Source organism: Streptomyces sp. NPDC005202 (genome assembly GCF_040608235.1).
Classification (GTDB): Bacteria; Actinomycetota; Actinomycetes; order Streptomycetales; family Streptomycetaceae; genus Streptomyces.
In genome coordinates this window covers 500,324-512,485 of the sequence record NZ_JBEXHW010000001.1, presented here as the reverse complement: position 1 = coordinate 512,485, position 12,162 = coordinate 500,324, and the positions used below count along the sequence as shown (strand labels likewise).

Here is a 12,162-nt window from a genome sequence, read left to right as displayed (position 1 = left end):
CCTCGGGAATGCGCCCTTGGGCCCTGAGGTTGGGCTCACCGGTAGGGCCCGACAACCACGGGCGTACCCTGTTGTACGCCGAAGAATCGAAGCTACAGGGAGCCGACGTGTCCGCAGTCGCACCCGACGGACGCAAGTTGCTGCGCCTGGAGGTCCGCAACAGCCAGACCCCCATCGAGCGCAAGCCCGAGTGGATCAAGACCCGGGCGAAAATGGGTCCCGAGTACACGAAGATGCAGAACCTCGTGAAGAGCGAGGGCCTGCACACGGTCTGCCAGGAAGCCGGCTGCCCGAACATCTACGAGTGCTGGGAGGACCGCGAGGCCACCTTCCTCATCGGCGGCGACCAGTGCACCCGGCGCTGCGACTTCTGCCAGATCGACACCGGCAAGCCCGAGGCCCTCGACCGCGACGAGCCGCGCCGCGTGGGCGAGTCCGTGGTCGCCATGGACCTGAACTACGCCACCATCACCGGCGTCGCCCGCGACGACCTGGAGGACGGCGGCGCCTGGCTGTACGCCGAGACCGTGCGCCAGATCCACCAGCAGACCGCCGGCCGCGAGGGCGGCCGCACCAAGGTCGAGCTCCTCGCCCCCGACTTCAACGCGGTCCCGGAGCAGCTCCAGGAAGTCTTCTCCTCGCGCCCCGAGGTCTTCGCGCACAACGTCGAGACGGTTCCCCGGATCTTCAAGCGGATCCGCCCCGGCTTCCGCTACGAGCGCTCGCTGCAGGTCATCACCGCCGCGCGCGACTACGGACTGGTGACCAAGTCCAACCTCATCCTCGGCATGGGCGAGACCCGTGAGGAGGTCAGCGAGGCGCTCAAGCAGCTGCACGACGCGGGCTGCGAGCTGGTCACCATCACGCAGTACCTGCGTCCGTCCGTGCGCCACCACCCGGTGGAGCGCTGGGTCAAGCCGCACGAGTTCGTGGAGCTGAAGGAGGAGGCCGAGCAGATCGGCTTCTCCGGTGTGATGTCGGGCCCGCTGGTGCGCTCGTCGTACCGTGCCGGGCGGCTGTACCAGATGGCGATCGAGAAGCGCGGCGCCTTCGTCGCCGCCCAGGCCGTCTGACACACCGTCACCTGCTGTGCCTCGCACAGGGGAGGGCAGTGTGTGAATTCACGCACAAGAAACTACTGCTCAGTCTGGCCGATACGACGCGGTCCTGACTGTCCCCGCAGATGAGGGCGTCCGTCAGGGCCGCGTCAGCCTTTTGGCCTGCGGCATCAAGGCTTCATTGGTGTTTGACCGGTCGGTCACGCCCTGGTAACACCAATCAGTGACCCTGAACTCACGCCACGTACACCCAGAGCCGTCACGAGGGGGACCTCCACCATGCAGGCCGCGCCCGTTCGCGCCACAGCAATTCCGTCCTTCACCGACGCACTTCGTGCAGTCGAGTCCCTGCTGATGAGCAGCGGCCAGCGCACCGCCCGCCGCAACGCCTGGACCTCCGTCCTGGAGGACCGCCGCCGCGCCAAGGATCGCGTCGAGGCGCAGCGCGTCCTCGACCAGGTCACCGCCACCCGTCCCTGACCGCCCCCCTCCCCGCCCCTCCCCACACTCTCCCCCGGGCACTGCCGTCGTCGGGTGCTTCCGGGGCCACGTAGACTTCGTGACATGGCGAGGAAGGAAACCGCAGCGGAGGCTGCCAACCCCGGGCGACTGCAGCAGATCGCTCTGACCTACAAGATGACCCGCAAGGCCGACCCGAAGATCGGTCTTGTACTCGCGGCTGTCGGCATCATCACCTTCGGTGTCTTCCTTGCGATCGGCTTCTTGATCGGTCACTACTACTATCTCGGCATTCTCGGCCTCCTGCTCGCCTTCCTCGCGACGGCGATCGTCTTCGGACGCCGGGCCGAGCGCGCCGCCTTCGGGCAGATGGAGGGCCAGCCGGGCGCCGCCGCGGCGGTCCTGGACAACATCGGCCGCGGCTGGACCACCACTCCGGCCGTCGCCATGAACCGCAACCAGGACGTGGTGCACCGCGCGGTCGGCAAGGCCGGCATCGTGCTGGTCGGCGAGGGCAACCCGAACCGGGTGAAGGCCCTGCTCGCCGCCGAGAAGAAGAAGATGAACCGCATCGTCGCGGATGTCCCGGTGCACGACGTGATCGTCGGCCAGGGCGAGGGCATGGTCGAGCTGAAGAAGCTGCGGACCACCCTGCTGAAGCTCCCGCGCGTGCTGACCGGCCCGCAGATCACCGCCACCAACGACCGGCTGCGCGCCCTGGGCGACCTGATGAGCAACATGCCACTGCCGAAGGGGCCGATGCCGAAGGGCATGCGACTGCCGAAGGGCGGGCCCAGGGCCCGCTGATTCCCCGCATACGGCGAAGGGGCGCCCGGATCACTCCGGGCGCCCCTTCGCCGTATGCGATGGATGCGCGCTAGATACGCACTTCCACGGTCCCCGCCAGCCGGTCGTGCAGCCCCCGCCCGTCGCGGTCCCAGATCAGGGCCGGGATCGCCAGGCAGAGCAGGACCGTGCGGGACAGGGCACGCAGCGGGTTCACCCGGCCGGTGCCGAGGGCGACCACGCGCAGGCCGAACAGGCGCTTTCCGGGGGTGGAGCCGACCGTGCCGACGGTGAGGGCGCCGAGGACGAAGAAGACAAGCAGCGCCCAGTTGCTGGTGGCAGGGCTGTAGCCGTGGGTGATCAGGCCGTATGCGATCAACACGCACAGCGCCCAGTCGACGGCCAGGGCGCCCAGCCGCCGCCCCGGGCGGGCGATCGAGCCCGGTCCCTGCTCCGGCAGCCCGAGCTGTTCGCCCCGGTAACCGAAGTCGGCACCGGCGTCTTCCATGGCCGCGCGCGGCCCGGAGAGCCACGATCCGAGTGCTTGCCTGTTGTCCACCCGTCCACGGTACTGCGACCCTGAAGGCAGGGGGTCCGCCGGGGTGTCCACGGCCGTGACCGCACTCGGGCCGGTTAACTTCTGCGAAACAAATGGGTCACGCCCGAGAAATCACCCGTCCCTAGGGTCGAGGCAGCGTGTGCCACCCGCACTGGCCGCACGAACGAACTACCACCCCGGCGGGACGGTCGGGAGTAGGAGGAGCTGGATGTTCCAGAACGCCGACGAGGCCAAGAAGTTCATCGCGGACGAGGACGTCAAGTTCATCGACGTCCGCTTCTGCGACCTGCCGGGCGTGATGCAGCACTTCACGGTGCCGGTCGAGGCGTTCGACCCGGACGACGAACTCGCCTTCGACGGGTCCTCGATCCGTGGCTTCCAAGCCATTCACGAGTCCGACATGGCCCTGCGCGCCGATCTCTCCACGGCGCGTGTGGACCCGTTCCGCCGGGACAAGACGCTCAACATCAACTTCTTCATCCACGACCCGATCACGGGCGAGCAGTACTCCCGTGACCCGCGCAACGTGGCGAAGAAGGCCGAGGCCTACCTGGCCTCCACCGGGATCGCCGACACCGCGTACTTCGGTCCCGAGGCCGAGTTCTACGTCTTCGACAGCGTGCGCTTCAAGACCGCGGAGAACGAGTCCTTCTACCACATCGACTCCGAGGCCGGCGCCTGGAACACCGGTGCGCTGGAGGACAACCGCGGTTACAAGGTCCGCTACAAGGGCGGCTACTTCCCGGTCCCGCCGGTCGACCACTTCGCCGACCTGCGCGCCGAGATCTCCCTGGAACTGGAGAAGGCCGGCCTGAAGGTCGAGCGCCAGCACCACGAGGTGGGCACCGCCGGCCAGGCCGAGATCAACTACAAGTTCAACACGCTGCTCGCGGCCGCCGACGACCTGCAGCTGTTCAAGTACATCGTCAAGAACGTCGCCTGGCGCAACGGCAAGACCGCGACCTTCATGCCGAAGCCGATCTTCGGCGACAACGGCTCGGGCATGCACGTCCACCAGTCGCTGTGGAGCAACGGCGAGCCGCTGTTCTACGACGAGGCCGGCTACGCGGGCTTGTCGGACACCGCCCGCTACTACATCGGCGGCATCCTCAAGCACGCCCCGTCGCTGCTGGCCTTCACCAACCCGACGGTGAACTCCTACCACCGCCTGGTGCCGGGCTTCGAGGCCCCGGTCAACCTGGTGTACTCGCAGCGCAACCGCTCCGCGGCCATGCGTATCCCGATCACCGGCTCGAACCCGAAGGCCAAGCGCGTCGAGTTCCGCGCCCCGGACTCCTCCGGCAACCCGTACCTGGCCTTTTCGGCCCTGCTGCTGGCCGGCCTGGACGGCATCAAGAACAAGATCGAGCCGGCCGAGCCGATCGACAAGGACCTGTACGAGCTGGCTCCGGAAGAGCACGCCAACGTCCCGCAGGTCCCGACCTCGCTGTCGGCCGTCCTCGACTCCCTCGAGGCCGACCACGAGTTCCTGCTCCAGGGCGACGTGTTCACGTCCGACCTGATCGAGACGTGGATCGACTTCAAGCGGACGAACGAGATCGCCCCGCTGCAGCTGCGTCCGCACCCGCACGAGTTCGAGCTCTACTTCGACGTCTGAGAAGGTGGGTGGATCGCCCCCCGGTGTCCCCGGGGGGCGATTCCCCGATGGCCGTCGCGGTGAGGGCCGCCACCTGGTAATCCAGGTGGCGGCCCTCAGCCGTGCTTGCCGTGGGCTGCACGCCGGCAGCCCGAGACCGGAAGCTCAGCCCACCACGATCACTACGACGGCACCATTGTTGAAATCGCCACGGTTGCCGAAGCGGAAGTCGCAGTTGTTGTTCCACCAGCCATTGCGACCGAAGTCGGAGCAGCCACGGCCGAAATTCGTGGAGACGTTCGTGGAGACGTTGGCCGGGACGGCTGCCGAGGCGGTACCTGCAGCGCCGATCGCGGCCCCGCCAGCCATCAGAACGCCGATGGCCGACACCGCGAAGAGACGCCTCGCGCGATGTGCTTTCATGGATATACCTTCCTTCCACCCTCCGTGCGGTGGGTCCGAGGCACGAGACGGATGGCCGCGGCCGCAGTGGGAAGAGTCCGGTGCAGTCGTAGATGTTGCCGCCTGAGGACGAGAAGCACGTCCAGCCGACAGGGGATCCAGCCAGCGGCGGGCGTACCCCCGTATTGCGGCTCTCCTGATAAAGGCTAGCCGCCCGTCGACCACTCAGCATCTTGGGCAGAACGAGGTACGGAACGGGTCGTGCGCTCCGCGGCGGCAGGGATGACGGGGCCGTCCGTGCAACCCTCCGCGCTTCACAGCGTCCTACAGACAGGGATCTTCCTTCCCGGCTCCACTGGATGAGAAAGGTGAACGGGGATGTCCGAAGAGGACCACTGGGAGCGCGACTTCGACCACAGGTGGGCGAACGCCGCCGAGCACAAGGAGCCCTCCGCCCGGGCCCGGATGCTCGCCGCCCGCTGGAAGAACAACCTGCCGGGGCCGGTGCCCTTCCGGGCCGACCCCGACCCGGTGACACCCCGCCGGTCGTCGTGGATATCGACGGCCGTGGTGCTCGGCTGTGTGGCCGCGGTGATCCTGCTCCTCGGCTACGCCCAGACGCGCGCCCTCTATTGACACCCGCACCCGCGGCACACGGCCCGCACGCAGCGCACCCACGCCGAGACCCGCGCCCGCGCGCACGCGGATTCACAGGGACCTTTTGCTCCTACTGGGGCCGTTCGGAACCCGTTCATGGGACACGGCGGGTGCACACTGGACAGCGGGACGAGTGCCTGACTGCGGGGTGATGCAGATGCAAAGCCGCTTCCAGAGCGACCGGCGGCTGACCGTGCGCATGGGGGTCACGCTGTTCCTGCTCGGGTTGCTGTACGTGGCGTTCGTCGCCGCGCTGATCGTGTTGCTGAAGTCCTGGGTACTGGTCGTGGTGATCGCGGCGGCCTTCCTCGTCGCCCAGTACTGGTTCTCCGACCGGATCGCGCTGTTCGCGATGCACGGCCGGGTGGTGGAACGGGAGGAGTACCCCGAGCTGCACGCGGTGATCGACCGGCTGTGCGCCATGGCGGACATGCCCAAACCGGTGGTCGCCGTGTCGAGCATGGACATGCCCAACGCGTTCGCGACCGGACGGAATCCCGACCACGCCGTGGTGTGCGTGACCACCGGACTGCTGCGGCGGCTGGAGCCGGCGGAACTGGAGGGCGTGCTCGCGCACGAGCTGTCGCACGTGGCGCACAAGGACGTCGCCGTGATCACGATCGCGTCCTTCCTCGGGGTGATCGCGGGCCTGATCGTACGGTTCGCCTTCTACTCGGAGCTCTTCGGACGGGGCCGCAAGGACCAGAACACCCTGGCCGTTTTCGCCGCCGTGATGGCTGTCTCGGCGGCCGTCTACGCGATCAGCTTCCTGTTGATCCGGGCGCTGTCCCGGTACCGGGAGCTGGCCGCGGACCGGGCGGCGGCCCTGCTGACCGGGCGGCCCTCGGCGCTTGCCTCCGCGCTCACCAAGGTCTCGGGCGACATCGCCCGGATCCCCTCGGAGGATCTGCGCACCGCGCAGGCCTTCAACGCCTTCTACTTCACACCGGCACTGGGCTCCGAACCCGGCATCTCCCGGCTGTTCTCGACCCACCCGAGCCTGGAGCAGCGGCTGGACCAACTCGGGCGGATCTCCGCCGAGTTGGGTGAGGCCGCGGCGCCGGGGAAGGCGGGCTGAGGATGGGGCTCCTGGACATCCTGCTCGGCCGTACGAAGCCGGCCCTGCCCGACCTGGACCAGCTGTTCGCGCTGCCGTCGGCGGCGGTGACACTCCAGGCCGCGATGGGGTTCACACCGACCGGGCACGGTGCGGTGTGCTTCGCCACGGTCGAGGGCGGAGCCTTCGAGCAGACGCACCGGGAGGTCCAGGCGCTCCTCGACGCGGACGCCGACCGCACCGGCCCGCCCGTGGAGCTGTCCCGGGACGCGTACGGCTACTCCTGGCTGGTCTCGCGCCGCACGCCGGACCAGCTGCCGGAGCTCGTCAACGACCTGCACGCCGTGAACAGCGCGATGGAGGTCAACGGCTTCGGCCCGCAGCTGCTGTGCTCGCTGGCCGGATTCGAGAACAAAGGGGACGAGGGCGGGCGGCGGCTCGCCCTCGTCTACCTCTACAAGCGAGCTTCCTTCTACCCGTTCGCGCCGCTGCCCGGCGAGGGACAGCGGCGCGACAGCGCGCTGGAACTGCAGGTGAAGGCGGCCCTGGCGAACGACCTCAGGATCGAGCAGGAACTGAGCCGCTGGTTCCCGGTGTGGGGCGCCCCCGGTCTGTGACCGGGGATCACCAGCGGTCTCACTTGCTCTTCCCGCGCTCCTGACGGCGGGCCTCCAGGGGGCGCTCGCGGCGGTAGCGGCGCTCCCACTTGGCCTGCTGGTCACGGCGGTCGCGGTAGGCCTTGTACGACGCCGGCGCGGCCCCCGACGGCTGTCCCCCGGCGGACGAGGACGTCGAGGACGCGCCTCGCCCGTACTGCAGGTAGAGGAAGAGGACGGCGACGGCGGCGAGCCACCAGACGTGGTTTCCGAATCCTAGAACGATTAGGACGACGGTCCCGGATATGACGATGGTGCCCATGACGGGCCTCCGTGGGCGTGGGTCGTTGAGCGGTGTCGACTGAACGACGGGGCGCTGGGGGTCGGGCGTCCGGCCGTCGGTGCGTAGAAGAGTAGCCCCGGGTCCGCAGGGTGATTCCTGTCCTGCGGAAAGCGGTGGTGGGCACCTCCGCAACGCGTGTCCAGCGTAGGGATGCGGTCACTGGGCGTGCATCTCGTTTTCCGGGCGGCGAAGGCTGAAAGTGGGGCGCCCTCGGCCTGAGCGCCGTGCGAGATCATCCGCAGGCCCGACAGCTGGCGCGCGGCCCCCGCGCTCGAGGTGCTGCGCGCCTACGAGGGCCGGGCGGTGCTCGCCGTGCCCGGCACGGACGCCGTCATCCCACCCGAGGTCACCGAGGCCGTCCAGGACGCCCTCGCCGCCCGCGCCCAGTTCACCCGTCTCGAACTGCCCGACGCCGAACGCAAGCTGGGCCAGTGACTCAACGACCACCCCGACGACCGGCGGGACTTCGTGGACGCGGTGCTGACGGGCCTGGGCGACGGGGGCTGGACGGCGACCCGGGCCTGAGTGGCCAAACAGCTTCCGCAGGGACGGAACGTGTCCCACACCGGCCTGCTGAAGGGCGGCTGGAGCTCCCTCGCGCAGAAGCTACGGCCACTGCTGTTCGACGGCAGCGGCAACGTGGGCCCGACGGTGTCGTGGAACGGCCGGGTGATCGGCGGCTGGGCCCAGCGACCCGACGGCGAGATCCTCTGGCGGCTCCTGGACACGGATGGGGTGGGCCGGGATGCGGAAGCGGCAATCGTGGCGGAGGCGGAGCGGTTGCGGTCCTGGGTGGGCACGACGAAGGTGACACCGCGTTTCCGGACGCCGCTGGAGCGGGAGTTGGCGGGGTAGGGGGACGGGTCGGCCGGGGTAGCCGTCGCCGGCCGGCACATCTCAGCCCGCCCCGTATTTCGAGGACGAGGCCGTTCAGGCCGCAGCGGGGTCCGGGAGCGGAGTCCCCCGGACGGCGGCCACGCCGCACGGCGGTTGAGGGCGGTCCGGCTTCGGAACGCTCGGCTTTGAAGGCTTGCGCCGGGCGCCGTCACGAGAAACGGCGCCCGGCGCTCAGCTCACCGGCTGTACCGCATGAGCGCCCGCACCATGTGACACGTCGTGTCCGAGGGCGGGCGCACACCGATGAGCTCCGCGGCGCTCCGTATCGTCTCGTTGCGGGCCTGGCCCGGCAGGTGGACGCCCGAGTCGAGCAGGGCGATGGCGAGCCGCATCGCCTTCAGGCGGCGGTTGTGCGTGACGTACCACTCGCGCGGACGCCCCGGCGGCAGCGGCCGCTTCTCCACGGGTGCGTACGGCATGTCGAGCTGGACGGGACGCTTCGCGGTGGACTGGGTCAACAGAGGATTCGGCTTCGGTGCGGCAGCGGGCACAGGCATCCTCCTGTCGCGGTGGGGGCGCCGACCGGAGGCCCTGGCGACACCCTCGAACACTGCTTCCAGTCTACTGCCCGCCACTGACAAAAGCCCTGGCCACAAGGGCTTTCGGGGCTGCGGTGACGCAGGCGGAGACGGGTTTTCGCGTACCGTGGGCGGCATGGAAATCTGGATCAACCCGGCCTGCTCGAAGTGCCGCAGCGCCATCAGTCTGCTCGACGCCGAGGGCGCCGACTACACCGTCCGCCGCTACCTGGAGGACGTACCGACCGAGGACGAGATCCGGGAGGTCCTCACCCGCCTCGGACTCGAACCGTGGGACATCACCCGCACCCAGGAGGCCGCCGCCAAGGAGCTCGGCCTGAAGGAGTGGCCGCGGGACGCCACGGCGCGTGACCGCTGGATCAGGGCGCTCGCCGAGCACCCGAAGCTGATCCAGCGCCCGATCATCACGGCCGACGACGGCACCGCGGTGGTGGCCCGCAGCGAGGAGGCAGTACGGGATGCCCTCGGGCGAAGCTGAGCGCTCCTCAACTCGCCTGTGACGTACGTTACTTCACTGACTCCTGTAACCACTGAGTAACTTCGTTCGGTATCTCGTACATAGCGGCGTACGCTCCCCTACCTCTTCAGGAGGCGCGGATGTCGCGCAGGAGAAAGCTCAGCACGAAGAAGAAGGTCGCGCTGCTGGTCAGTGCCGCGGCGGTGGCGGGAGGCGGGGCCTTCGCCATGGCGTCCACCTCGAACGCCGCGCAGACCCCTCGGACCCTGTCCGCCGGGGACTCGACCGTCTGCCAGGGGCTCGCCACCGCGCTCGGCAACAACCAGAAGTTCATCGACGGCCAGCGGGCCAATCCCGACGCGCAGTCCGCGGCGCGGATCGCCAACCGCGAGGCGGTCATCGCGGAGATCAAGCGCAAGCAGGCCGCGTCCGGCTGTGCGGTGGGGGAGTCGGCTCAGGACTCCCAGGCCACGCAGCCGGCGCAGAACGGTCAGCAGAACGGTCAGCAGGCCGGCCAGGAGGCGGGCCAGCAGGCCGGCCAGCAGGCGGGCCAGCAGGCCGGTGGCGCCCAGCAGACCGCGCAGCCCTCGCAGACCGCCGCCGCGGGAAACGCCGGCGGTGGCGCTGCGGCCTCCGGTCAGCAGCTGTGCAAGGGCTCCACCGTCACGCTCTCCGGCGAGGGCGGTGCCCCGGCCGCGTCCAGTAACCAGTTCCCGGCGGGTACGACGCTGAAGGTCACCAACCTGGACAACAACAAGTCCACGACAGTGAAGGTCACGTCAATCTCCGGCAGCTGCATCCTGCTGAACAACGCGGCCTTCGAACAGGTCCGGGAACCCGGCAAGTTCCTGATCCGGCGCGCGCTGATCGAAAAGGTGGGGTGACGCCGACCCCGGCAGCGACGCGGTGAGGCGGTGGCCCCACCGTACGCGTCACGGCCCTGCTGCTCCCGGTCACGAGCAGCAGGACCGGCACGTCCGGAGTCCCGGGAGGGCACGGGCGCGGGCACGGGCCGGCCGGCGGCCGCACGGGGGGCGGTCGCCGGCCGGTGCCGTCCGGTCTCAACCCCATCGCATACGAGCCGCCGTACGACCGCCCGCCCGCGAGCGCCCGCAGGGTCTCCTTGTCGACTTTCCGCGCCGCCTCTCCGCGCCGCCTCTCCGCGCCGCCTCTCCGCGCCGCATCTCCGCGCCGCGGTCGCCCTCACACCGTGAATCGGGACACAGCACCACCAGATAACACGGGGTTCACAGTCGGGCAATGATCGGGAAATCGCCCGTTGACAGGCTGCCGGGCGACAACCGCGGCGCCCCAGTGCCGCAGCGCCGTAGCACCCGCAAGTGCGCCCAGTCCCACCCCCGAAGGATGTGGCCCGTGACCTTCAAGGCTGAGTACATCTGGATCGACGGCACCGAGCCGACGGCCAAGCTGCGTTCCAAGACGAAGATCCTGAGCGACGACGCCAAGGGTGCCGAGCTGCCGATCTGGGGCTTCGACGGGTCCTCCACGAATCAGGCCGAGGGTCACGCCTCTCGTACTCAAGCCGGTGTTCTCGTGTCCCGACCCGATCCGCGGCGGCGACGACCTGCTGGTGCTGTGCGAGGTCCTCAACATCGACATGACCCCGCACCCGTCCAACACGCGGGCCGCGCTGGTCGAGGTCGCCGAGAAGTTCGCCGCCCAGGAGCCGATCTTCGGCATCGAGCAGAAGTACACCTTCTTCGACGGCTCCCGCCCGCTCGGCTTCCCCGAGGGCGGCTTCCCGGCCCCGCAGGGCGGCTACTACTGCGGTGTCGGCGCCGACGAGATCTTCGGCCGTGCGATCGTCGAGAAGCACCTGGACAACTGCCTGAAGGCGGGTCTGGGCATCTCCGGCATCAACGCCGAGGTCATGCCGGGCCAGTGGGAGTTCCAGGTCGGCCCGCTGTCCCCGCTTCAGGTCGCCGACCAGCTGTGGGTGGCCCGCTGGCTGCTCTACCGCACCGCCGAGGACTTCGGTATCTCCGCCACCCTCGACCCCAAGCCGGTCAAGGGCGACTGGAACGGCGCCGGCGCGCACACCAACTTCTCCACCAAGGCGATGCGCGAGACCTACGACGCGATCATCACCGCGTGCGAGGCCCTGGGCGAGGGCTCCAAGCCGCTCGACCACGTCAAGAACTACGGCGCCGGCATCGACGACCGCCTCACCGGCCTGCACGAGACGGCCCCGTGGGACAAGTTCTCCTACGGCGTCTCCAACCGCGGCGCCTCGGTCCGCATCCCGTGGCAGGTCGAGAAGGACGGCAAGGGCTACATCGAGGACCGCCGTCCGAACGCCAACGTCGACCCCTACGTCGTGACGCGCCTGATCGTCGACACCTGCTGCACCGCGCTGGAGAAGGCCGGCCAGGTCTGATCCGCCCACTGCTTCCCCAGGGGCGCCCACCGCTGTGGTGGGCGCCCCTCCGCGTTCGACGGGTCGGCTGGGACCACGACGGCCGTCGGCCACGAGGTCGTGGCGGCGCTCACCACGGCCGGGCTGTCCGCAGTGTGGGACGGCGAACCGGACAAGGTGATCTCGGTCGCGCCTCTGACCTGGCACAAACGCCTGGTGGGGTGACACCCGCAGCGTCAGCTTCACGTCACGGAAGCGTCCAAGCAGTGAGAGGAGGGTCCTGCCCGGGCCCTGTGTCTGCTTCAATGGGGCCATGGCCAGTTTCCAGAAGTACACCGCGACGGGTCGCCATGACCTCGAGCCCTTCTGGCCTTCCCG

14 protein-coding genes and 2 pseudogenes are annotated in these 12,162 nt (G+C 69.2%); 12 read left to right on the top strand and 4 right to left on the bottom strand.

The features are described from left to right. Nucleotides 1-107 precede the first annotated feature (107 nt). From lipA to ABZV31_RS02410, 3 genes are all read left to right on the top strand, one after another. On the top strand, nucleotides 108-1,073 hold the full coding sequence (lipA, locus tag ABZV31_RS02420; RefSeq protein ID WP_355886949.1) for a lipoyl synthase: 966 nt from the start codon (nucleotides 108-110) through the stop codon (nucleotides 1,071-1,073). Nucleotides 1,074-1,337: 264 nt separating this feature from the next. Next, nucleotides 1,338-1,538, top strand: coding sequence for a hypothetical protein (locus ABZV31_RS02415; protein WP_355886947.1), 201 nt, complete (start codon nucleotides 1,338-1,340; stop codon nucleotides 1,536-1,538). An 84-nt stretch (nucleotides 1,539-1,622) separates the two neighbouring features. Then, entirely contained in the window at nucleotides 1,623-2,324 is a 702-nt protein-coding gene (locus ABZV31_RS02410; protein WP_355886945.1) for a DUF4191 domain-containing protein, read from the top strand. 70 nt (nucleotides 2,325-2,394) lie between these two features. On the opposite strand, the gene ABZV31_RS02405 is transcribed toward ABZV31_RS02410, so the two are convergent. Beyond that, nucleotides 2,395-2,862 carry an RDD family protein gene (locus ABZV31_RS02405; protein ID WP_355886942.1) on the bottom strand — a complete coding sequence of 156 codons (468 nt, stop codon included), beginning with the start codon at nucleotides 2,860-2,862 and terminating at the stop codon, nucleotides 2,395-2,397. Between the two features lie 208 nt (nucleotides 2,863-3,070). Here ABZV31_RS02405 and glnA point away from each other — a divergent pair, with 208 nt between their 5' ends. Beyond that, nucleotides 3,071-4,480, top strand: a complete 1,410-nt coding sequence (gene glnA, locus ABZV31_RS02400; RefSeq protein ID WP_355886940.1) for a type I glutamate--ammonia ligase — start codon at nucleotides 3,071-3,073, stop codon at nucleotides 4,478-4,480. 144 nt (nucleotides 4,481-4,624) lie between these two features. On the opposite strand, the gene ABZV31_RS02395 is transcribed toward glnA, so the two are convergent. Further along, nucleotides 4,625-4,882, bottom strand: coding sequence for a hypothetical protein (locus ABZV31_RS02395; protein ID WP_355886937.1), 258 nt, complete (start codon nucleotides 4,880-4,882; stop codon nucleotides 4,625-4,627). 357 nt (nucleotides 4,883-5,239) lie between these two features. On the opposite strand from ABZV31_RS02395, the gene ABZV31_RS02390 reads away from it, so the two are divergent. From ABZV31_RS02390 to ABZV31_RS02380, 3 genes are all read left to right on the top strand, one after another. Beyond that, nucleotides 5,240-5,497: a hypothetical protein gene (locus ABZV31_RS02390; protein WP_355886935.1), complete on the top strand. Its 258-nt coding sequence runs from the start codon at nucleotides 5,240-5,242 to the stop codon at nucleotides 5,495-5,497. A 178-nt stretch (nucleotides 5,498-5,675) separates the two neighbouring features. Next, a complete protein-coding gene (htpX, locus tag ABZV31_RS02385) occupies nucleotides 5,676-6,596 on the top strand; it encodes a zinc metalloprotease HtpX (RefSeq protein ID WP_355887574.1) in 921 nt (306 codons plus the stop codon). A gap of 2 nt (nucleotides 6,597-6,598) precedes the next feature. After that, entirely contained in the window at nucleotides 6,599-7,192 is a 594-nt protein-coding gene (locus ABZV31_RS02380) for a hypothetical protein (protein WP_355886932.1), read from the top strand. Nucleotides 7,193-7,211: 19 nt separating this feature from the next. Here ABZV31_RS02380 and ABZV31_RS02375 read toward each other — a convergent pair whose 3' ends face one another. Further along, the gene (locus ABZV31_RS02375; RefSeq protein WP_355886931.1) at nucleotides 7,212-7,493 is read right to left on the bottom strand and encodes a hypothetical protein; all 282 of its coding nucleotides are present in this window, start codon (nucleotides 7,491-7,493) and stop codon (nucleotides 7,212-7,214) included. 297 nt (nucleotides 7,494-7,790) lie between these two features. On the opposite strand from ABZV31_RS02375, the gene ABZV31_RS02370 reads away from it, so the two are divergent. Both ABZV31_RS02370 and ABZV31_RS02365 read left to right on the top strand, forming a co-directional pair. After that, the gene (locus tag ABZV31_RS02370; protein ID WP_355886930.1) at nucleotides 7,791-7,949 is read left to right on the top strand and encodes a hypothetical protein; all 159 of its coding nucleotides are present in this window, start codon (nucleotides 7,791-7,793) and stop codon (nucleotides 7,947-7,949) included. A gap of 159 nt (nucleotides 7,950-8,108) precedes the next feature. Beyond that, nucleotides 8,109-8,369, top strand: a pseudogene (locus ABZV31_RS02365) (crosslink repair DNA glycosylase YcaQ family protein); the annotation flags it as partial. Nucleotides 8,370-8,587: 218 nt separating this feature from the next. On the opposite strand, the gene ABZV31_RS02360 reads toward ABZV31_RS02365, so the two are convergent. Beyond that, a complete protein-coding gene (locus ABZV31_RS02360) occupies nucleotides 8,588-8,902 on the bottom strand; it encodes a hypothetical protein (RefSeq protein ID WP_355886928.1) in 315 nt (104 codons plus the stop codon). 163 nt (nucleotides 8,903-9,065) lie between these two features. Here ABZV31_RS02360 and ABZV31_RS02355 point away from each other — a divergent pair, with 163 nt between their 5' ends. The 3 genes and pseudogenes from ABZV31_RS02355 (at nucleotide 9,066) to glnII (ending at nucleotide 11,805) form a co-directional block, all read left to right on the top strand. Further along, a complete protein-coding gene (locus tag ABZV31_RS02355; RefSeq protein WP_355886926.1) occupies nucleotides 9,066-9,428 on the top strand; it encodes an arsenate reductase family protein in 363 nt (120 codons plus the stop codon). 119 nt (nucleotides 9,429-9,547) lie between these two features. Next, nucleotides 9,548-10,291 carry a hypothetical protein gene (locus ABZV31_RS02350; protein ID WP_355886924.1) on the top strand — a complete coding sequence of 248 codons (744 nt, stop codon included), beginning with the start codon at nucleotides 9,548-9,550 and terminating at the stop codon, nucleotides 10,289-10,291. 490 nt (nucleotides 10,292-10,781) lie between these two features. Then, nucleotides 10,782-11,805 (top strand): annotated as a pseudogene (glnII, locus tag ABZV31_RS02345) (glutamine synthetase). The last annotated feature ends 357 nt before the right edge of the window (nucleotides 11,806-12,162 follow it).

Bases quoted from the DNA above. Each gene is read 5' to 3' on its own strand.
- ABZV31_RS02415 (WP_355886947.1), top strand. From the start codon at position 1,338: ATGCAGGCCGCGCCCGTTCGCGCCACAGCAATTCCGTCCTTCACCGAC.
- ABZV31_RS02410 (WP_355886945.1), top strand. From the start codon at position 1,623: ATGGCGAGGAAGGAAACCGCAGCGGAGGCTGCCAACCCCGGGCGACTG.
- glnA (WP_355886940.1), top strand. From the start codon at position 3,071: ATGTTCCAGAACGCCGACGAGGCCAAGAAGTTCATCGCGGACGAGGAC.
- ABZV31_RS02395 (WP_355886937.1), bottom strand. From the start codon at position 4,882: ATGAAAGCACATCGCGCGAGGCGTCTCTTCGCGGTGTCGGCCATCGGC.
- ABZV31_RS02390 (WP_355886935.1), top strand. From the start codon at position 5,240: ATGTCCGAAGAGGACCACTGGGAGCGCGACTTCGACCACAGGTGGGCG.
- htpX (WP_355887574.1), top strand. From the start codon at position 5,676: ATGCAAAGCCGCTTCCAGAGCGACCGGCGGCTGACCGTGCGCATGGGG.
- ABZV31_RS02380 (WP_355886932.1), top strand. From the start codon at position 6,599: ATGGGGCTCCTGGACATCCTGCTCGGCCGTACGAAGCCGGCCCTGCCC.
- ABZV31_RS02375 (WP_355886931.1), bottom strand. From the start codon at position 7,493: ATGGGCACCATCGTCATATCCGGGACCGTCGTCCTAATCGTTCTAGGA.
- ABZV31_RS02355 (WP_355886926.1), top strand. From the start codon at position 9,066: ATGGAAATCTGGATCAACCCGGCCTGCTCGAAGTGCCGCAGCGCCATC.
- ABZV31_RS02350 (WP_355886924.1), top strand. From the start codon at position 9,548: ATGTCGCGCAGGAGAAAGCTCAGCACGAAGAAGAAGGTCGCGCTGCTG.